General features: G+C 43.2%; 19 protein-coding genes. 14 read left to right on the forward strand and 5 right to left on the reverse strand.

Going from position 1 to position 21626, the window contains the following annotated elements:
- Positions 1–29: 29 nt before the first annotated feature.
- Positions 30–1427: a class II fumarate hydratase gene (gene fumC, locus MuYL_RS22140; RefSeq protein WP_094572622.1), complete on the reverse strand. Its 1398-nt coding sequence runs from the start codon at positions 1425–1427 to the stop codon at positions 30–32.
- A gap of 84 nt (positions 1428–1511) precedes the next feature.
- The gene (locus MuYL_RS22145; RefSeq protein ID WP_094572623.1) at positions 1512–2180 is read right to left on the reverse strand and encodes a hypothetical protein; all 669 of its coding nucleotides are present in this window, start codon (positions 2178–2180) and stop codon (positions 1512–1514) included.
- Between the two features lie 215 nt (positions 2181–2395).
- Between MuYL_RS22145 and MuYL_RS22150 the strand changes: the two genes are divergently transcribed.
- A complete protein-coding gene (locus MuYL_RS22150) occupies positions 2396–4213 on the forward strand; it encodes a sensor histidine kinase (protein WP_211710202.1) in 1818 nt (605 codons plus the stop codon).
- Positions 4214–4216: 3 nt separating this feature from the next.
- A complete protein-coding gene (locus MuYL_RS22155) occupies positions 4217–4972 on the forward strand; it encodes a LytR/AlgR family response regulator transcription factor (RefSeq protein WP_094572624.1) in 756 nt (251 codons plus the stop codon).
- 9 nt (positions 4973–4981) lie between these two features.
- Here the strand turns inward: MuYL_RS22155 and MuYL_RS22160 are convergent, their stop codons facing one another.
- Positions 4982–5899, reverse strand: coding sequence for a tetratricopeptide repeat protein (locus MuYL_RS22160; RefSeq protein WP_094572625.1), 918 nt, complete (start codon positions 5897–5899; stop codon positions 4982–4984).
- Positions 5900–6014: 115 nt separating this feature from the next.
- Here MuYL_RS22160 and MuYL_RS22165 point away from each other — a divergent pair, with 115 nt between their 5' ends.
- The 3 genes from MuYL_RS22165 (at position 6015) to MuYL_RS22175 (ending at position 8411) form a co-directional block, all read left to right on the forward strand.
- Complete coding sequence (locus MuYL_RS22165) at positions 6015–7223, forward strand: serine hydrolase domain-containing protein (RefSeq protein ID WP_094572626.1); 1209 nt, start codon at positions 6015–6017, stop codon at positions 7221–7223.
- 94 nt (positions 7224–7317) lie between these two features.
- The gene (locus MuYL_RS22170; protein ID WP_094572627.1) at positions 7318–7617 is read left to right on the forward strand and encodes a YbaB/EbfC family nucleoid-associated protein; all 300 of its coding nucleotides are present in this window, start codon (positions 7318–7320) and stop codon (positions 7615–7617) included.
- Positions 7618–7733: 116 nt separating this feature from the next.
- Positions 7734–8411: a metal-dependent hydrolase gene (locus MuYL_RS22175; RefSeq protein WP_094572628.1), complete on the forward strand. Its 678-nt coding sequence runs from the start codon at positions 7734–7736 to the stop codon at positions 8409–8411.
- Positions 8412–8542: 131 nt separating this feature from the next.
- On the opposite strand, the gene MuYL_RS22180 is transcribed toward MuYL_RS22175, so the two are convergent.
- Positions 8543–9223 carry a response regulator transcription factor gene (locus MuYL_RS22180; RefSeq protein ID WP_094572629.1) on the reverse strand — a complete coding sequence of 227 codons (681 nt, stop codon included), beginning with the start codon at positions 9221–9223 and terminating at the stop codon, positions 8543–8545.
- Positions 9195–10697 carry a sensor histidine kinase gene (locus MuYL_RS22185; protein ID WP_170309781.1) on the reverse strand — a complete coding sequence of 501 codons (1503 nt, stop codon included), beginning with the start codon at positions 10695–10697 and terminating at the stop codon, positions 9195–9197. Before MuYL_RS22185 ends, MuYL_RS22180 begins: the two co-directional genes overlap by 29 nt.
- A gap of 120 nt (positions 10698–10817) precedes the next feature.
- Between MuYL_RS22185 and MuYL_RS22190 the strand changes: the two genes are divergently transcribed.
- The 9 genes from MuYL_RS22190 to pgl all read left to right on the forward strand — a co-directional run bounded on the left by MuYL_RS22190 (position 10818) and on the right by pgl (position 21587).
- Entirely contained in the window at positions 10818–12011 is a 1194-nt protein-coding gene (locus MuYL_RS22190) for a TIGR03435 family protein (RefSeq protein WP_094572631.1), read from the forward strand.
- 284 nt (positions 12012–12295) lie between these two features.
- Complete coding sequence (locus tag MuYL_RS22195; protein WP_094572632.1) at positions 12296–13051, forward strand: ROK family protein; 756 nt, start codon at positions 12296–12298, stop codon at positions 13049–13051.
- A 10-nt stretch (positions 13052–13061) separates the two neighbouring features.
- Positions 13062–15071 (forward strand): transketolase, encoded by a 2010-nt coding sequence (gene tkt / locus MuYL_RS22200; protein ID WP_094572633.1) that lies wholly within the window; start codon positions 13062–13064, stop codon positions 15069–15071.
- Between the two features lie 174 nt (positions 15072–15245).
- Positions 15246–15944: a ribose 5-phosphate isomerase A gene (rpiA, locus tag MuYL_RS22205; protein WP_094572634.1), complete on the forward strand. Its 699-nt coding sequence runs from the start codon at positions 15246–15248 to the stop codon at positions 15942–15944.
- 109 nt (positions 15945–16053) lie between these two features.
- Positions 16054–17148 (forward strand): transaldolase, encoded by a 1095-nt coding sequence (gene tal / locus MuYL_RS22210; protein WP_094572635.1) that lies wholly within the window; start codon positions 16054–16056, stop codon positions 17146–17148.
- Positions 17149–17154: 6 nt separating this feature from the next.
- Positions 17155–17787 (forward strand): HAD family hydrolase, encoded by a 633-nt coding sequence (locus tag MuYL_RS22215; protein WP_094572636.1) that lies wholly within the window; start codon positions 17155–17157, stop codon positions 17785–17787.
- A complete protein-coding gene (gene gndA, locus MuYL_RS22220; protein ID WP_094572637.1) occupies positions 17784–19214 on the forward strand; it encodes an NADP-dependent phosphogluconate dehydrogenase in 1431 nt (476 codons plus the stop codon). The genes MuYL_RS22215 and gndA overlap by 4 nt, the downstream gene beginning before the upstream one ends.
- A gap of 38 nt (positions 19215–19252) precedes the next feature.
- On the forward strand, positions 19253–20767 hold the full coding sequence (zwf, locus tag MuYL_RS22225; protein ID WP_094572638.1) for a glucose-6-phosphate dehydrogenase: 1515 nt from the start codon (positions 19253–19255) through the stop codon (positions 20765–20767).
- Positions 20768–20864: 97 nt separating this feature from the next.
- Positions 20865–21587, forward strand: coding sequence for a 6-phosphogluconolactonase (gene pgl / locus MuYL_RS22230; protein ID WP_094572639.1), 723 nt, complete (start codon positions 20865–20867; stop codon positions 21585–21587).
- Positions 21588–21626: the final 39 nt, after the last annotated feature.

Consider the following 21626-nt stretch of genomic DNA (forward strand, 5'->3'; position numbering starts at 1 on the left):
GGGATTTAGGGTGAGGCGTAATAGTTCGCTTATTTTAAACTGCCGATCATGTCTTCCGGGCGAACCCACTCATCAAACTGCTCATTGGTGAGCAGGCCGAGGCCAAGGGCGGCTTCGCGGAGCGACAGATTTTCTTTTAACGCTTTTTTGGCGATTTTAGCCGCATTTTCATAACCGATATGCGGGTTTAAGGCAGTCACCAGCATTAATGAATTTTCAAGGTGTTTCTTTATCCCGGCATAGTTTGGCTCAATACCAACCGCACAATGATCATTGAATGAGGTGCATGCATCACCTATTAAGCGGGCCGACTGTAAAAAGTTGGCTGCCATAACCGGCTTAAACACATTAAGCTCATAATGCCCGTTTGAACCGCCTATAGATATGGTTACATCGTTACCCATAACCTGCGCAGCTACCATGGTAACAGCTTCATTTTGGGTTGGGTTAACCTTACCCGGCATAATTGACGAACCCGGCTCATTATCGGGAATATGGATCTCGCCGATACCAGAACGCGGACCGGAAGCCAGCATGCGGATATCATTGGCAATTTTCATTAATGATACTGCTATTTGTTTTAATGCACCATGGCTTTCAACAATAGCATCATGCGCAGCAAGTGCTTCAAATTTATTTTCGGCAGTGCGAAAAGGCAGGCCGGTAAATTTGGCAATGTATTCGGCCACCTTTACATCGTAACCTTTGGGTGTATTGATGCCTGTACCTACGGCTGTGCCGCCTAAAGCAAGCTCAGCGAGGTGATCAAGCGTATTCCTTAATGCTCTTAAGCCATGATCCAGCTGAGATACGTATCCAGAAAATTCCTGGCCCAAAGTAAGCGGCGTTGCATCCATTAAATGAGTACGGCCAATTTTAACGACACTTTTAAATGCTTCAGACTTCGCCTTTAAGGTATCACGCAGCTTTTCAACACCCGGGATAGTTACATCAATCACCATTTTATAGGCAGCAATGTGCATGGCTGTTGGGTACGTATCGTTTGATGATTGCGATTTATTTACATCATCATTAGGGTGGATGAAAGTTTTACCCTCGCCCAGTTTATTGCCGGCAACCACGTGTGCACGGTTGGCAACAACCTCGTTCACGTTCATGTTTGATTGTGTGCCCGACCCTGTTTGCCAGATCACCAGCGGAAATTCGCCGGCTAATCCGCCTTCAAGAATTTCATCGCAAACCTGTGCAATCTGGTCGCGTTTTTCGGCAGGCAATACGCCGCAATCCGTATTGGTGTATGCAGCAGCCTTTTTAAGGTAAGCAAAAGCAGCAATAATTTCCTTTGGCATGGATGCCTCCGGCCCAATTTTAAAGTTATTGCGTGATCTTTCGGTTTGTGCTCCCCAGTATTTATCGGCAGGTACCTGTACCTCGCCCATGGTATCGTGTTCGGTTCTGAAACTCATGGAATTTATGTTTTTTTGCAGCGCAAAGGTAGGGTTTTATCTAATGTTTGTAAACGTAAACGGGTAAACTTTTTGGTACAAAAACTAGTCTTCCGTTTGCGATCTTACACCATTAGTTTCCCTCCTTTTTGGATTTACATGATCGGCTTCAATGTACAATCCATCCGCCTTTTCAAACAGTTCGCGATTTTCATCTGTTGGCCCAAGCGCATAATTATACCTTGACAAGGCATAGAGCAGCGGTATTTTTTCTCTGGGGATCTCGCCTTGCTGCAAGTCATTTAGCCAGTCGCTTCCCATAAATAATAGCGTATATTTCTTTTCAATTTTTTCGTATATCGCATAGGCATCATACGAATCCAGCCACTCCGGCGGAGCGAATAAGCCGGTTATGTTCCCTATTTTATTCCGGCTTTCAACTCCTTCGTTTTTTTCCTGCCCAAAAACAAAAAAGAAATAAATCCATACAGCTAAAAATAAGATACCTGTTAACAGCGCTCCACCACTCCTTGTCCCTAAAAAAAGAAAAACTACTGCAAGTATCGCGGCATATACCCTTGCATAACCTGCTATAATACTTGTTTGATGGAGTGGCACCGAAAAGCCTTTTCTTCCCCGAAACGCTGAAGAAGTTACCAGCATTGACGCAACCGGCATCAAAGGTACCCCGATAATAATAAATTTAGTTTCAATCCATTGATCCTTTACTTCGTGTACCTTCCCAAGAAATATGGTGCCTATTATAAATGCCATGTGCCGGTTTAAGTTTGCTTTGCCGATGTTGTTAAGGATTCGGCTTTGTAAATTTAAGGATTTATGTCAATTGAGTTGAATTGCCATATAATTAATACATTACCTTTTTATTAAGCGATGCTTCCGGATACTAATCGGCAGTGATTGTTTACTGTTTGTTGCTTGTGTATATTTAGCAGGATATGCAGTTTTATATCAGCAAACGAAATTTAAATATGAAAACAATGAAACTGCTGATACAAAAGATCGCTTTGATTACCACCCTGGTAGCTATGAGTATAGCCGCCGCAGGTCAGATAACCACCATGGAGCATAATAATAAATTGGAGGTGTATGATCATTATAAATTGATAGACACGCTGCATGCCACGCCGGATCAACTGGCAAAAGTTCACCAGCTGCAAAAAATAAAGCAGCTCACAAAAGATCATTACTATTATGATTTTCCGTACGCACGTAACCTGGGTATCAGGTTTAACAATGATGGAAAAACAAAAAGCGAAGTTTACGAAGGCCGGGACTGGGGCGACGACAAGTTTTATAAAAGCATAATTATTGATGGCGACTGCTCAATTGAGCTGGCTGCACTGGATATTACTGAAAAAAATGCGGCTGATTATCGTTACCGGGTGGTACAAAATGACAACCAGGAGCTAACAACTTGGAAGGTACCTGCAACCTTTAAAAACACAAGCGATAAGCGGTTTAAGTATGCTTATTTAGGCCAGTTTAAATATGCGCCGGGCCAGGTGCTAAAGGTTGAAATTTATAATGTAAAAAACTTTAAACAACAGGATGCCATGCTAATTGACTGGCGCAAGGTTGAAGCCGCTAAAGTAGGTGCCACCATACAATATATTAGCCGAAACTTTCACATTCCGGATAACGGGCTAATAAGCTATCCTATGAATATGGTTAAACATGGGTCTGTTAAAAAGAAATCATTCTTCTTTGGAAAAGAACGGGTTTTTACGCGCCCAGCCTCGCTAAACTTTATTGAAACCACAGCTTCAAATGATATAAAATTAAGGCTCGGCGATTCGCTGCAAAATATATCCTTTGATATAGGAAACGGCCAAAGGCTTTATAATTACAGGATCAGCCTGAAAAGGGAGATTGATGGTTATACAGACAGTATAGACTTCGGCGAAACAAATGACAAACTTGTTCTATATAAGGAGTTTTGGAAAAACCCGGGCAAGTATAGTATCACCTTTACGCCTAAGATCCATAAGCATGGCGGCGAACCTATACTGCTGTTACACAACCTCGCGACCTCCATCAGTTTTACGACACTTCCAGCGTTGGATACTACGCACAGCATCCCCTTACGCGCTGTGATATTAATGGCTTTTATCACCGCTTTTATCATCGTTCTGCTGTTTACTTACTACCGGCAACGGCAAAAACGAACTTTGGAAGCGGAAGCACAAAACAGGCAGATCGCAACGCTGCAATTGCAATCGGTGCGCTCACAGCTAAACCCGCATTTTATGTTCAATGCGCTGGCTGGCATTCAAAACCTGATGAATAAAAATGAAATTGAACTGGCTAATAAATACCTGGCCCGCTTTGCCCGCATTACCCGCAACGTACTTGACGACGGTAATAAAGAACTAACTTCAATTGAGCATGAAACCGACCTGCTTAACGATTACCTTCAAATGGAGCAACTGCGTTTTGGCTTCGCGTTTGATATTAACGTGGATGATATTGACCAGCAAATTGAGATTCCCGCCATGCTGCTGCAGCCATTTGTTGAAAATGCAGTTAAACATGGGGTATCAACCTTAAAAGATAAAGGGAAAATAACCGTTGGCATTGCTAAAAACAATGCCGACCTGATTCTGACCGTTGCCGACAATGGCGGAGGCTTTATCGGGGAAACCACAACCGGTATGGGGATAAAACTTTGCAAAGAGCGGATTAAGCTGCTCAACGGCATCTATAAAAATAGCAGTATCTTGCTGCATAAAAACGTGCAAAGCAACAACGGCACCCTAATAACCATTGAACTGAAAAACTGGCTGTAGAAAATGAAAGCGCTTATTGTTGATGATGAAGCCTCTAACCGGGAAAATCTGCTGCACTTATTGCAAACCTATGCGCCCGATATAGTGGTATGCGCTGCCGCAGGGAATGTTGACGAGAGTATAAAAGCGATAACAACGCACAGCCCTCAATTAGTTTTCCTGGATATCCAGCTGCATCAGCAGTCCGGTTTCGACCTGCTTAAACAATTAAGCGAAATAAACTTCGAGATCATATTCGTAACAGCGTATGATCAGTACGGCATCCAGGCTGTAAAGTTCGCTGCGCTTGATTACCTGCTGAAACCTATTGACATTGATGAGCTTAGGTGGGCAATTGAAAAAGCCCGCAAGGCTATCCATCAAAAACAAAAAAACGAGCGTTTGGGCTACCTGCTGGAGTATTTAAAGGATGACAATAAAAGCAAGCCCCGTATTGCCTTGCCCCTATTCAGCGAAACACGGTATGTAAATATCAATGATATTATTCGTTGCGAAGCCGACAATAGCTACACCCGTTTTTTGCTAAACAGCGGCGAACAGATCCTGGTATCAAAAACCTTAAAGGAATACGCCGCGCTGTTGCTCAATTATGGTTTTTTGCGTTCGCATCAATCACACCTGGTTAATACCGCGTTTATAAAAAGCTGGCTGCGCGAGGATGGCGGCAGCTTGCTGCTAACTGATGGCGTAAAAGTGCCGGTATCAAAACTAAACCGGGAAAAAGTTAAGGAATTACTGGCTTCGCAGTTTAAGCTGTAAAACGCAAATTTAAAAGGCCCGCTCGGCTCCCTTAACCCAGGCTTCCAGATCAGCTACCGGCTGCTGGTTGTCTTTTATCCATTTGGTGCTTTCGGGTGTGCTGCTGCTAACCAGCCTGGCCATTGCCGGCATATTTGGCGATTGTGCCAGCCGATAAAAATAAGCGGCTAAATATGTTCTGAAAAAATAATTCCCGGTTTGCTTTTCTGCAAGCTGTCCAACATTTGTAAAAATAGCTGTCAGTTCTGCCGCTAACAGGTCCGCTGCGGAGGCATACCTTCTTTTGCTAAAATCAGCAACGGCCTGTGTTATTGCCTGGTTGAGGGCGCTGGTATTTGCATCAATAGCACCCGGAGCCAATTCGCCCGGTTCGGGCTTAAGCGCCCCACCTTGCAGTATATGCTGAATGTTTGCAAAGGCTTCAGTACTGCGGGCAGTATTGGGTTCCAGCAATATAAAGCTGCAGAAACCAAGTAATGCCTGTGCCCGTTTATTTTGATGAAAACTAACCAGGGCATACATCCTTTGTGTGCCGGCATGTTTTGGATCAAGCTTTATGGCTTCAATTGCATTTTTCTCTGCTTCGGTATATTGCTTGCTTTTAAAATGGATCAGTCCCAAAAGGTCATAAGCGGCAGCGTTGAGTTTACCGTCGCCCTTCACTACTTTTTCAAGATAAGGAATCCCATCTTTTCCTTTATCTGATAAAAATAAAGAATACGCCAACTGGTAATTGGCATATAAATTTCCGGTGTCAAGCTTTAGTGCTTGTTGATATTTTTCAATAGCTTCAGCGTATTTCTTTTCATCATTTAGCTTTACCCCCTGCTTAACCAGCGCACGGGCATCATCATTGTCCTGGGCTAATGTTTTGCGGCTGGCTGCAATTATAAAAAGGCCAATAAGCAGGTATTGAAAGTATTTCATCTGCTAAAATTAGGAAGACCTATTAACTAAAAGAAAAAATAATTAAAACATTACTTTATAACTCCTGTATAATTTCTGACTTTTGCCACCGTTAACAAAGTGTGAATTTTACTTTATGAAATTAGTGTACACCCCCATCATATTTACTTTTTTTCTTTTTATTTTAACTGCCTGCTCATCCAAACAAAAAGATACCAGCGCCAAGCTGCCCGGCCCCGAGGCACCGTTTGATACCAAAGCTTTTTTAAGTTACGACCCCAAGCATGCCGATAAAAAAATTGATGAAGTGATGCAGCAACTGCATAAAACCCGCGGTTTTAACGGGAACGTGCTGGTGGCAAAAAATGGCAAAATAATTTACGAAAAGGCAATTGGCTGGGCTGATTACCTTCACCGCGACAGCCTCAAGTTAAGCTCGAAGTTTGAGCTGGCTTCAGTTACCAAAACTATGACGAGCACTGCCATATTGATGTTGATGGAGCAAGGAAAGCTTAAGCTGGATGATGATGTAAAAAAGTTTTTTCCTGATTTTCCGTATGATGGGGTAACTATTCGCCTGCTGCTTACACACCGTTCGGGCATGATGAATTATGTTTATTTTACCGACGATTTGTACCGCGCCCAACACCTTAACCAGCGGAAGGGCATCTCCAACCAGGAAGAAATGGCTTTGATAGCCCAATACAAACCCCGCCCGTTTAACAAACCTAACGTAAGGTTTTTGTATAACAACTCAAATTTTATGGTGCTGGGGTCCATTATTGAAAAAGTTACCGGCCAGTCTTATGCCGATTTTATGCAAACCCACATTTTTAAACCTTCCAAAATGCTGAATACAGCAGTTTATTCAAAGGCGGTTTATGATAAGATCCCTGTGGATGTGGTTGGGCACGACAGGGGGCAGTGGAAATATTCTGTCGCACAAAACTTTTTAGACGGGCCGGTTGGCGACAAAGGCATTTACAGTACAGTAGGTGACCTTTGGCTGTATGACCGTGCGTTGCGCGCCGGCCGTTTGTTAAAACAGGCTACTATGGATTCGGCATACGTGCCCCGCAACCCTATGGTTCATGGTCACTTTAGCTACGGCTATGGCTGGCGGATATTTGAGGCGCCTGGCAAGCAGGTAATTTACCATACCGGCTGGTGGCATGGTTTCAGGCATATTTATTTACGTGACATTAAAGATGATATTACCATTGTGCTGCTTTCAAATCTTTCAAACGGCAGTTTATTAAAGCTTGATGATTTGTTTAAAGCGGCTGGAATGCCAATAGTGCGCAAAAGTGCCTACAACGGTAATGGCGACACAAGTGATGATTAAGATTTAAGTGAGTGGTTGATTGGGCTGGATTAGGTTGATTACGTTTTTTAATTTTGCAACAACTCACTAAATCTACATAATAAACTAATAAACTATGTTCGATAAACTAATGCAAGCCCAGCAAATGGCGGGCGCAATGAAACAAAAATTAGACGCTATTACCGTAACGGGCACTGCCGAAGGTGGCAAAATCACAGTTACCGCTAATGCAAGCAAAGTTATCCAGTCTGTAACTATTGATGAGGGGTTTTTAAAGGAGGCAGATAAAGAGCAGCTGGAAGAGCTCATGGTTATTGCCATAAATAAGGCCATGACCCAGGCAGATACCGCAAGCCAAAGCGAAATGGCCGCTGTAACCAAAGATATGTTTGGTGGCATGGGTGGCCTTTTTTAGAATATTGACATTAGGATGTTTTATTATAGAACGCCAAATGCCGAATTTTGGACGATTATGTAAGGAAGCCGACTGTATTTCCACCAGCGGTTACCTGTAAAAACAAAAACTGACCTATGAAAACTACCTATTACGGACAATCGACTTTTATGATCGAGACAGGCGGAAAAAAGCTGTTATTTGATCCGTTTATTACCCCAAACCCGATGGCAAAAGACATCGATATTGATAGCCTTAAGCCTGATTATATTTTAGTTTCACACGGGCATGGCGATCATGTGGCCGATTTGCTCGCAATCCAGAAAAGCAGCGACGCCATCATTATCTGCATTGCCGAAATAGCCAACTGGCTTGGCAAGCACGGTATAAACAATGCACACGGCATGAACATTGGCGGCGGATTTGATTTTGATTTCGGCCGAGTGAAAATGGTAAACGCCATCCATTCCAGCACCTTGCCTGACGGTTCGCCGGGGGGAAATCCTGCCGGTTTTGTTATTTACGCCGATGGAAAAACCATTTATTATGCCGGCGACACCGCGCTTACCTATGATATGAAACTGCTTGCTGATGATAACCTTGACTGGGCTTACCTGCCAATAGGCGACAACTACACTATGGGCGTTGATGATGCAATTAAAGCAACCAGCTTCATCAACTGTAAAAATGTAATTGGCATGCACTATGACACGTTCCCGGTAATTGCTATAGATAAAAAAGCGGCAGAAGAAAAATTCATCAAAGCGGGCATTAATATCAAGCTGCCTCAAATTGGCGAAAGCATAGAGCTGTAATTTAAAGAAACGTCATGCTGAACTTGTTTCGGCACCCCATAGCCAATTAATCACGTGAAAGGTTTAGGCCTGCCATTCGGTAGGTCCTGTGAGGTGCTAAAGCAAGTTCGGCGTGACTTACTAAACGACCTTTAGTCAATCAACTTATACCCTACGCCCCTGATATTAATAATCTCTACCGATAGGTCCTGCTGAAGGTGTTTGCGCAGCCTGGTGATAAAAACATCCATGGTGCGGGTATTAAAAAAACTATCATCCCCCCACAGCTTTAACAATACCGCTTTACGGTCAAGCACCTCGTTTTTGTGCTGTACCAGCAGCGTTAGAAGTTCGTTTTCACGGTGCGACAACTTGCATGACAACTGCCCGCCGAACCATAACTCCTGCTTGTTCATGTCAAATGTGTATCGCCCTAACGCCACTGCTGATGGAGCCTTGCCCGTGGCCCTGCGGCGCAACAATTCATTAAGCCGCAGGATCAGTTCCTCCAGACTAAACGGTTTCTTCAGGTAATCATTCCCGCCAGAATCGTAGCCCTTCACAACATCTTCTGTTTGTGATTTTGCTGTTAAAAATAAAACGGGAAGCTGCTTATCTGTCTTACGAATTTCCTCAACAAAGGTAAAGCCGTCCATAAAAGGCATCATCACATCAACAATACAAATGTCGAAATCATTTTTACGAATTGCCTCCAGCCCCAAAACGCCATTAAGTACATGAGTAACTGTGAAATCGCGCTTTCGCAGGGTTTCAGTTACTATTTTTGCAAGCTGCAACTCGTCCTCAAGCAACAGAACTTTGGCTTGTTTCATGGTATATAAATGGTATGCTGATCATAAATTTTGTGCCGCGGCCCTCTTTGCTTGTTAATGATAGGGTGCCTTTGTGTTTTTCAATAATACTTTTGGCATAGCTTAAACCCAGGCCGTAGCCTTTAACATTATGAATATCGCCGGAGGGGACGCGAAAAAACCTGTCGAACACTTTATCCTGATATTGGGCCGGGATCCCGGGGCCATTATCGGTTACCGAGATTATAATGCTGCCATTTTCAATGTGCCGGCCAATATTGATTACAGAGCCCGGACCACCATATTTTATAGCATTATCCAGTAAATTGGCTATCGCATTTTTCAGCAGCGGTTTATCAGCTATCGCCTGCAAAACTTCATCTTCATTATTATAGTTAACAATCACGTTGGCCTTATCAGACTGCGGCTTATATTCCTGTACTATCCCGTTTATTAGCTGGTCAATATTTACCTTGGACAAATTTAGACTAACGCTGTCCTGTTCTGAAATTACACTTTTAAGTATCTGGTCGATAAGATTAGTTAGGTTGCCGGCCTGGTAGCGGATGATGCCAAGGTATTCATCAGCCGATGCCTTGCTCAGGTTAAAATCCTGGATAGCCTCGGCAGCTATATTAATAGTTGCAACCGGGGTTTTCAGCTCATGGGTCATGTTGTTTACAAAATCGTTCTTCAGTTCAGCCAGTTTTTGTTGTGATAGCAGCGTTTTAACGGTATAGGCAAAACAAAATATGGTGATGCTAATCAATAGCAGCGAAGTTACGATCAGCCACTTCATCACCCTTAAAAAATACAGGTTGGGGCTTTCAAACCCGGCAAATACCATATCTTTTTGTGCCGGCCTTTGTAAGCCCGCGTTAAGTGTACGTGTTAAGAAAGGGCGGGGATTATTTTGCTTTTTGGGGTTGATAACGAAAGGAGCATCAATATCCCTTAATAAAAGTTCGTCTTTATAAAATTTACCCAGCGCCGCTGCATTGCACCTGCTTTTGTCTACCACCTTTACCAGGCTATCGCCCAGCCGCTGCGTGTAAAAATACACAAACCCGTTTTTCAAATCGTGCCGCAACGTAGAATCGCCCATGTGGTTTATAAATACCGCTTTGGCTTTCGGGGTAATATGGCTTAGTTTTTCTGTAAAAGCATTAATGCTGAAGCTAACGCCACGATCCTTTTTAAAGTAAGGATGCGTATCTGCAAGTGTAAAAACAGTATTGCTGTCGCGGTTTTTGTTATTACAGGTAATGGTTACAAAAGTTGTATCAGCCAGCCAGCCTTTAAACCGGGCAACTATTTTGCGCTCCCTTGCGTCCATTTCCCGCTCAATTGCTTTATCCAGGGCCTCATTAATATCGTGCTTAAAAGTTTTAACTGTACTCTTATAATTCTGATAGTTCCAGTACAGCTGCAAAAAGGTAATACCTGTAACACAGGCTGACATTAGTATCAAAATTAAAACGATCCGTTTTTTCATTGGCATAAAAGTAACACCTCTGCTATTTAATAAAGAAAGTGTTAACACTAATTAACGGTGCTTAACCCGCGTTAACTTCCACGTTGTGATTTTATACCTTGTTTTGAAGAAAAAATCAGCATGAAAAAAATAACCCTTTTACTCGTCCTGGCAACCAGCTTCGCAGTTGCCCAGGTTAAAAATGGCGAACCAGTTCCCGATATAAATTTTCAGACCATTTTAAATGCCCCTGTAAAGAATACAATGCTACATAATTTAAAAGGCAAAGTTGTTTTACTTGATTTTTGGGCAACCTGGTGCGGATCGTGCATTGAAGCCATGCCGCACCTCAAACAACTGCAACAAAAATTCCCCGGTAAGCTACAGATCATCACCATAACCGACGAAACACCTAAGCGCACCGCCCAGTTTTTAGCTGTTAAACCATCAAACCTATGGTTTGCCATAGATACCGGAAGGGATATTGCCAGCCTTTTCCCGCACCAGCTCATTCCGCACAGCGTGCTTATTGGTGCTGATGGCAAATTAATTGCAAATACCAGCCCTGAACTGGTTACCGAAAAAGTTATTGACAGTGTATTGAACAACAAAGAAATACACCTTGCTGAAAAGAAGGATGTTGTGATGGATTATCAGGAGATCATTAAAAAATATTTTTTTGCTGCCGACACTGTTAAAAGCAGGTTTAGCATGCTACCCGAAATTAAAGGTGCACCAGGGCTCAGTACCACCTGGCTAATGGACAGCACATTTAACGGCCGGAGGTTAACCTGTTTAAATCTTGGACTTACCTCTCTTTACCGGTTGGCCAACAATGATTTTCCTTATTCAAGAATCCTTGATAAAACCGTAAAAAGCAAAAACGACCGTCCCTATTGCCTTGACATTATTGTAGCTAAAAAAGAAGACTTGCTACCCACGCTGCAAAAAGAGCTGGCAAAAAGATTTGACCTGCAGGCACAAGTGGAACAGCAAAGCAAAACAGCCTGGGTTTTAAAAATTACCGACCCCGAAAAATTTAAAAAGAACCTGCGTAATACATCAGGTAAAAGAACCTACAGCGCCAGCCATGGTGCAATAGATGAGCAAAATATAACGATGTCAGATTTTGCTGACTACCTGGAATCGTACGGACTAGGAAAACTACCTGTAGTTGATGAAACCGGCAACACCGAAAAGTTTGATATCAACTTCTCATTCCAACCCGAAAATCCTGCAAGTTTGATACAGGTGCTAACTGACATGGGCCTTGGAGTGGAAAAACAGGAGCGCAAAATTGGTGTACTGCTGATTTATAATCAAAAGACAAGCTAAACAGCTTTATCAGATAATTAACAGTCTGGAAATAACTTTCACCTCTATCTTAAAACAATTAAAGGGCTTTTTTGCCCTTTTTCGGTTTTAAACCCTTTTTTGCAATATCATTGTCAAAACCACCAAAGCATGACATAAAAAAAACAATGCCTTAAGGTTAATGTTGTTAATTTGACTTCGATATTTGTGTGCATAATTAATAATTTCTATTATATAATTATGATATTTACACCTCGAAAAACTGTAATTCATTTATCCATACATCTCTGCCATACCAAATTTTAATGAAATTAACCCCTCAACCATTAAAAGTACTCTCCATTGATATTGGGGGTTCTAACATAAAAGGAACCATCCTTAACGAAAAAGGGGAACTGCAAAAAAAATATGAAAAGACCCCTACCCCTGTTCCGGCAAGCCCGGAGAATGTTATAAATTCAATAAAAACATTGGTGAAGGACTTTCCTGAGTACAACAAGATTTCGGTTGGATTTCCGGGATTTGTAAAGAACGGGGTAATTAAAACTGCACCCAATTTGAGCAACGAGCTTTGGAAAGACTTTGACCTGGCCAATAAACTGAAAGAAGTTTTGGGCCAGGAAACAAAAGTGGTTAACGATGCCGATATGCAGGGCCTGGGGGTAGTTGACGGAAAAGGGCTGGAGCTGGTGATTACCCTGGGTACGGGTTTTGGCACCGCAGTGCTGCTGGATGGCAATTTATTACCGCACCTGGAATTTTCGCACCAGCCTTTTGGCAAGGAAGACTCATACGATAAATATATTGGTGAAGCTGCACTTGAAAAAGTGGGCGACAAGAAATGGAATAAACGAATGAAAAAAGTTTTTGATGTTTTAAAGACTGTATTCAATTATGATTATTTATATATAGGAGGCGGCAACTCCGACAAACTCACATTTAAGCTTGATAAGAACATGAAAATTGTTTCGAATGTGGACGGGATAAAAGGCGGGGCAAGACTGTGGGTAAATACCAATGCACCCGAAACTATCAAACCAGTAAAAATTCAAAAGAAATAACTACACTACAATGAGCTCAAATACACAGGACATTGAAACGCTTGCCATTGATACGGTAAGGATCTTATCTGCTGATGCAGTACAAAAAGCAAATTCAGGCCACCCGGGAACGGCAATGGCATTGGCGCCCATGGGCCATGTGCTTTGGACAAAGTTCATGAATTACAATCCTAAAAACCCAGATTGGGCTAACCGCGACAGGTTTATCCTTTCGGCTGGGCACGCTTGTATGCTGCAGTACAGCTTTTTGTATTTAACAGGATATGACCTGAGTTTAGATGATATAAAGAATTTCCGCCAGATGAACAGCAAAACTGCCGGCCACCCTGAATATGGCCTGGCACCCGGCATTGATGTTACAACTGGCCCACTGGGCCAGGGATTTGCCAATGGCGTAGGTTTTGCAATTGCTCAAAAGCATTTAGCAGCCCGTTATAACAAGCCTGGCTTTAACCTTTTTGATTATAAAGTATATGTTATTTGCAGCGATGGCGACATGATGGAAGGTGTAACATCAGAAGCGGCTTCACTGGCCGGCCATTTGGAATTAGGCAACCTTATATATTTATATGACGATAACCACATCTCTATTGAAGGCAGCACTGACATTACCTTTAACGAAGATGTGAGCGCACGTTTCAGAGCCTATGGATGGCACGTACAGGAAGTTCCTGACGTTAACGATACCCACGCGCTGGAACTGGCTATCATAAATGCAAAATCCGAATCGCAAAAACCATCCTTGATCAGGGTTCGCTCGTTAATAGCGTATGGAAGCCCTAACAAATCCGGTACTGCAGGTTCACATGGTGCGCCGCTTGGTGCTGACGAGTTAAAACTGGTTAAGAATTTCTTCGGATTTGATCCTGAAAAATCATTCAACGTACCTGCTGAAGTATTAGACTTTTACCATAAAGCGGGCGCAAAAGGTGCCGGAACTGAAGAAAAATGGAATAAATTATTCAGCGATTACAAGGCGAAATATCCTGAGTTAGCTGCAGAATATGAACTATTAAGCAGCGGCCGCCTCCCTGAAGGCTGGAAAGATGCGTTGCCGGTATTTAAAGGTTCTGACCCTAAAATGGCAACGCGACAAGCATCAGGCAAAGTGCTGAATGCTATTGCGGCAAAACTACCGAACCTGATAGGCGGCTCGGCAGATCTTTCTCCATCAACAGAAACAAACCTAAAAGAATACGATTCATTCACTTCTGAAAACAGGGCAGGCCGCAATTTCCATTTCGGTATCCGCGAGCATGCTATGGGCTCAGCAATGAACGGCATGGCGTTAACAAAGGGGGTTATTCCTTTTGGCGCAACATTCCTCATGTTCTCCGAATATATGCGGCCACCAATCCGCCTGGCTTCCATTATGAAGATCAGCCCGATATTTGTTTATACGCATGACAGTATTGGTTTAGGCGAAGATGGTACAACCCACCAGCCTGTTGAGCAGCTGGCGTCTTTACGTTCTATCCCAAGGATTACAGTTATCCGCCCGGCTGACGCAAACGAAACTGCACATGCATGGCGTGTTGCCGTTGAGCATAAAGATGGCCCTGTTGTATTGGTGTTTACCCGCCAGGGATTACCTATTCTTGACCAGGATAAATATGGCAAAGCATCTAATCTTGAAAAAGGTGCTTACATCCTTTCAGAAGGAAGCAAAGGCCCTGACCTGATCCTGATGGCCACAGGTTCTGAAGTTGCATTGATAATGGACGCGCAGAAACAACTGGAAGCCGACGGTATTTCAACCCGCGTGGTAAGTATGCCAAGCTGGGAGCTGTTTGAAAAACAGGATGCCGCTTACAAAGAATCTGTATTTCCTAAAGCAAGCAGGAAACGTTTAGCAGTTGAAATGGCATCCCCTATGGGCTGGCATAAATACACTACCGATGAAGGTGATATGCTGGGTATGACCACCTTTGGTGAATCGGCCCCGGCAGAAGAGCTATACAAGCACTTCGGCTTTACGGTTGAAAACGTGGTGGCCAAAGCGAAGGCCCTGTTAAAATAGATATTGAGCAAACAAACCTTACGGAATTTAAACAACTCCGTGAGGTTTAGCCTATTAAATAAAAAGTAAAGAAGCAGTTTATGAACGCGTAAGACTTTATAGTCTGTCATTTTTTAGAAGACCGGCGATACGCCAGCACTAAAAAAGCCTTAAAAAAAAAAGTTTAGATAGCAAATGAACTGGCAAAGTGATTTTATAAACAACCTGCACTGGTCTGATACCATCATAAATAAAGAAGGTAAGGAACGTGTTGCCGCTAAAATTGCTGAAAAAGTAAAGGATGGCGATGTGCTGGGTGTTGGTTCCGGTTCAACCGTTTTTATGGCACTGTTTGCTATAGCGAAAAGAATAAAAGCGGAAAACCTGAACATTAAGGCAATTCCAACTTCGGTTGAAATCAGCATGGCGTTAACCAACCTGGGGATACCTATGACCAGCCTTTACGAGCACCGGCCCGACTGGCTGTTTGACGGTGCCGACGAGGTGGACCCAAACCGCAGCTTGATAAAAGGCCGGGGCGGAGCAATGTTCAAAGAGAAATTATTGATCAGCAGCAGCCCGGTAAATTATATCATAGTGGACGACTCGAAGCTGGTAGATAAATTGGGGAGCAAGTTCCCTGTGCCGATTGAAGTGTTTCCGCAGGCTTTGTTGCATGTGGAGGGGGAATTGAAAAAACTGGGGACCAGGGAACTTATTTTGCGACCGGCCAAAGGCAAAGACGGCCCTGTGATTACAGAAAATGGCAACCTGGTTGTAGACGCCTGGTTTGACAGTATCTCAACGGATATGGAACTTAGGATAAAATCAATAACAGGCGTAATTGAAAGCGGGTTATTCATCAATTACAACGTGGAAATTTTAATGGCTTAAGCCGTTTAATACTACATTAAACTGACCGTAAGTGGTATGCTTATTGTCGCAACAAGGACAAATAACACTCGATTTTGAGTAAGGTAATTTATTATAAAATAACGCACTAATGGAAACTAATAAAGTAAAACAAATACACAGCTTTGGCCAAAGCATCTGGCTTGATTTTATTGACCGCGCGATCATTTCATCAGGAAAATTACAAAAACTGGTGGATGAAGATGGTGTAAGAGGGGTAACCTCAAACCCGGCTATTTTTGAAAAGGCAATTACCAGCAGCTCGGATTATGACAATGATATCCGCACATTGGCCAAAGAAAGCAAGACCAATGAGGAATTGTTTTTTGGTTTAGCTATTAGCGACATTCAAAATGCGGCCAAACTTTTTGAAGGCGTCTATAACGACTCGAAAAGTGTAGATGGTTACGTGAGTTTAGAAGTATCGCCATTTTTGGCCCTTGACGCCGAAGGTACTGCAAAACAGGCCGAAGAGCTTTGGAAAAAAGTTGACCGCAAAAACGTGATGATCAAAATTCCTGGTACCAAACCGGGTTTACAGGCCATCAGGGAATCAATTGGCAAAGGAATAAATATTAATGTTACCCTGCTGTTTGGTTTACCGCGTTATGAAGAAGTTACCGAAGCCTACATTTCAGGTCTGGAAGATCATTTGGCGGCAGGCCACAAAATTGGCCATATCTCGTCTGTAGCAAGTTTCTTTTTAAGCCGTATCGATGTGCTGGTTGATCCATTGCTTGATGAAAAAGGTTTAGGCGAGCTGAAAGGCGAAGTTGCAATTGCATCAGCCAAAAAAGCTTACGAAATTTATAAGAGGGTATTCAGCGGCCCGCGCTGGGAAAAACTGGCGGCACAAGGCGCACAGCCACAACGTTTACTTTGGGCCAGCACAAGCAGCAAAAACCCTGCTTTTAAAGATACCAAATACGTTGAAGCCCTTATTGGCCCTGCAACTGTTGATACCGTTCCATTAGAAACGATAGAAGCATTCCGCGACCATGGTGTTGCAGCAAATACTTTAGAAGAAGATTTGGAAAACGCCACTGCTATTTTAGAAAAACTAAAAACAGCCGGAATAGACATCGACAAACTTACCCAGCAATTAGAGGACGAAGGCATTGAGAAATTCAATAAGCCTTTTGAAAAACTGCTGCAAGCCATTGAAGATCAAAAAAGCAAAGTTTAAATAAACGTGGAAGCAACATCAGTAAAAATTCTGTTTTTTGACATTGGGGGCGTTTTGCTTACTAATGGCTGGGGGCACGAAGCGCGCAGGGAAGCGGCTGAAAAGTTCGGCCTGGATTATGAAGAAGTAAAAGAGCTCCACACTTTCATATTTAATGTGTATGAGATGGGCAGTATTACATTGGACGAATACCTGGATACCGTGGTATTTAACCATCCGCGTGATTTTGCCCGCGAAGACTTCAAAGAATTCATTTTCCGCCAGAGCGTTGAACTGCCTGATACCCTTAAATGGCTAAAGGAGTGGAAAAAAGATTGCGGCTTCCGCATCATCTCCATCAATAACGAGGGCAAAGAACTGAATGATTACAGGGTGAAAAAATTCAAACTGCATGAATTGTTTGATGCCTTTATCTCCTCCTGCGAGGTTAAAATGCGCAAACCAGACCCGGGTATCTTTAACCTGGCGATGGGTGTTGCTTTGGCACAGCCGAGCCAGTGTGTTTATTTTGACGACAGGATAATGTTTGTAAACGCTGCCAAAAAAATGGGCATCCAGGCTTACCAGCATACTGATTTCGAATCGACAAAAAAGATCTTAGAAAAATTAAAAAAAGAAAATCAACCCCAAAAAAAATGAGTGCAACTACCGATAAATATGCTTTTGGCATGATAGGCCTTGGAACCATGGGCCGCAGCTTGCTGCTTAACATGGCCGACCATGGCTTTGCTGTTGCAGGGCATGATAAAGATGCCGCTAAAGTAGCATCGCTGAATGATGAGGGAAAAGAGAAGAATGTTAAAGGATTTGGCGATGTTAAAGAATTTATTCAAAGTCTTACCACTCCGCGTGCCATCATGATGCTGGTGCCGGCAGGTAAAATTGTTGACAGCGTGATTGAAGAACTAACGCCATTGCTGGACAAAGGTGATATTTTGATTGACGGAGGTAACTCACACTTTACTGACACCAACCGCCGCGTTGAGGAACTCGAAGCTAAAGGGTTGCACTTCTTCGGCATGGGTGTTTCTGGCGGTGAAGAGGGAGCGCGTCGCGGCCCGAGCATGATGCCGGGTGGCGATAAAGACGCCTACGCGGTAATGAAACCCATATTTGAAGCTATTGCCGCCAAAGTTGATGGCGCGCCATGCGTTACTTACATTGGCCCCGGTGCATCCGGCCATTTTGTTAAAATGGTGCACAATGGTATCGAATATGGTATTATGCAGCTAATAGCTGAAACCTATGAGATAATGAAAACAGGCTTAAAGCTTGACAATGCAGCCATTGGTGAAGTATTTGCAAAATGGAACGAAGGCAGGCTGAAATCATTCCTGCTGGATATTACCAAAGATATTTTCAAATACAAAGCGCCGGGAACAGATCACCTGCTTTTGGATGACATTAAAGACGAAGCTAAAGCAAAAGGCACCGGTAAATGGACATCGCAGGTAGCGATGGACTTGCAAGCGCCAATTCCAACAGTTGATACCGCGGTGGCCATGCGTGATTTGTCGAAATACAAGGCGCTACGCGTACAGGCCGGCGACATTTACAGCAAGGACGAAATTAAATTAGACGTTAATACTGATGAGTTCCTGATTGCACTGGAGCAGGCATTTTATTTCAACATGATCATTAGTTATGCACAGGGTATGCACCTGCTGTCACTGGCTTCGGCAGAATATAAATACGAGCTCGATTTGGGAGATATCGCCAAAATCTGGCGCGGTGGTTGTATCATCCGGTCTGAATTTTTAAATGACATTTTCAACGCTTATCAAAAGGATGCCAAACTGGTCCATCTGTTATTGGATAGCAGCGTTGCAGAATTAATAAAAGCTGCCGTACCTGGCGCAAGAACAGTTCTTTCGGCTACAGTTGCTGCCGGTGTAGCAACACCGGCCTATGCGTCGTCATTAAGTTATTTTGATGCGTTCCGCAGCAAACGTATGCCATCGAACTTAACCCAGGCACAGCGTGATTACTTCGGGGCGCATACTTACGAGCTTATTGGCAAAGAAGGCGTGTTCCATACGCAGTGGACGCCCAAAAGCGAAGATTAATTTTACTTTACTTAATTAGCCATTACAATTTTATTAAGATGAGCACAAGTATTAAATCAGACCCTACCATATTCGTGATTTTTGGTGGCACCGGCGATTTAAATTCCCGGAAAATTGCACCAGCCCTATATAATCTATTTTTAGACGGCTGGCTGCCTGCCCAGTTCTCAATTATCGGGACAGGCCGCACCAAGTTTACCGACGAGCAGTTCAGGGATAATCTGCATAATGATATCAACCAGTTTTCGCGCAGCGGCAAGGCCGATGAAAAGAAATGGGAAGAATTTTCAAAAAACATCTATTACCAGGTTTCTGATATTAATGATTTTGAAACTTATAAAGAATTTGGCAAGCGTGTTGAAAAACACAATGCAGAGTGGAAGACTAAATCAAACGTACTTTTTTACCTTGCAGTATCGCCTAATTTCTTCCCTATTATAGCCGCCAATATATCAAAAGCCAAGCTGGCCGAAGATAAGAAGAGGGTCCGGATCATTATAGAAAAACCGTTTGGCCACGATCTGGAAACCGCAAAAGAACTCAACAGCCTGCTTTCAAATATTTTTGATGAATGCCAGATCTACCGCATTGATCATTACCTGGGGAAAGAAACTGTGCAGAACATTATGGCATTCCGTTTTGCCAATTCTATAATGGAGCCTTTGTGGAACCGGAACTATATTGAGCACGTGCAGATTTCGGTTACAGAGCAACTGGGCGTAGAGGAGCGTGGTGATTACTACGATGGCTCAGGCGCGATGCGCGATATGATCCAAAACCATTTGCTACAGTTACTGTGCCACGTAGCTATGGAGCCACCGGTAAGCTTTAATGCTGATGAAGTGCGCGACCGCAAGGTTGACGTATTGAAAGCCATGCGCAAATTCAGCCCTGAAGATGTACGAAACTCTGCCGTAAGAGGCCAGTATGGCAGCGGATGGATGAAGGGCAAAGAAGTTCCCGGTTACCGTGAGGAGCCGAAAGTTGACCCTGATTCAAATACAGAAACGTTTGCCGCCATTAAATTTTTTGTTGATAATTGGCGCTGGCAGGGTGTTCCATTCTACTTACGTACCGGTAAAAGAATGCACCAGTCTTCGTCTGTGATTACCATACAATTTAAGGATGTTCCACATTTGATCTTCCCTACTGAAGCCGCCGAAAGCTGGCAACAAAACAGGCTCATCATAAGCATTCAGCCAGAAATGAGTATCCGTTTACAAGTACAGGCTAAACGCCCCGGACTGGATATGGTTTTAAACACGGTTGATATGGTTTTTGATTATAAAGGCACTTATACCAGCCAGGCCCCGGAAGCTTATGAAACACTGATATTGGATACCATGCTGGGTGATCAAACATTGTTTATGCGTGGCGACCAGGTAGAAGCGGCGTGGGAATTGGTAATGCCGATCCTGAGCACATGGCAAAATAAGAAGAGCCTTAATTTTCCAAATTACTCTGCTGACTCATGGGGTCCTGAAGCTGCCGAGGCATTAATAGCCCGCGACGGATTCACATGGTTTACCATACCCGTTAACGGAAAAAAATAGTTAATCAGAGGTTAGCGCCCGGCTATGAGTTGTTTTTTATAAAAAATAGCTGATCAAACCAGGCTCTAACCTCCAAACGCTAATAAATTAATAAAAAATGCTAAACGTTTTCAACACTGCCGATGATGTGCTGACCGCACTTGCAGAATATTTTGTGATCCTGGCCAACGAGGCTATCAAAAAGAACAAGAAGTTCTCAGTTGCGCTTTCAGGCGGCAGTTCGCCTAAAAAGCTTTATGAATTGCTGGCCACATCCTACCACGACCAGGTGGAATGGGAAAAAGTATATTTCTTTTTTGGCGACGAACGCAATGTTCCGCAGGATCACCCGGATAGCAATTACCTGATGGCAAAAAAAGCCTTATTTGCGCCATTAATGATTGAACCTGCAAACATTTTCCCGGTTGATACCAGCCTTGAACCTAAGGAAGCTGCAAAAAAATACCAGGAGGAAATTGAGGAGTTTTTTGATGAAGATGAACAAAGCTTCGACCTGATCCTACTCGGACTGGGGGATAATTCTCATACAGCCTCTCTATTCCCACACACGCCGGTATTACACGATAGGGTTCCCGGTGTAAGTGAAGTTTTTTTACAGGATCAGCAGGTTTACCGCATTACGCTTAATGCACCTTTAATTAACGAGGCACAAAACATTGCCTTTTTAGTATATGGCGAAGGGAAAGCGATTGCTGTACACCATGTTATAGAAGATGATGAAGATATTGAAGAATATCCGGCCCAGCTGATTGAGCCAATAGTTGGCGATATCCAATGGTTTTTGGATGAAGCGGCAGCTTCCCTGTTAAGGCATAAATAATCAACAAGCGGGTCTTTTAAAGCGCAAAAACGATATAAT

This window comes from Mucilaginibacter xinganensis (genome assembly GCF_002257585.1).
In the GTDB taxonomy this organism is placed as follows: domain Bacteria; phylum Bacteroidota; class Bacteroidia; order Sphingobacteriales; family Sphingobacteriaceae; genus Mucilaginibacter; species Mucilaginibacter xinganensis.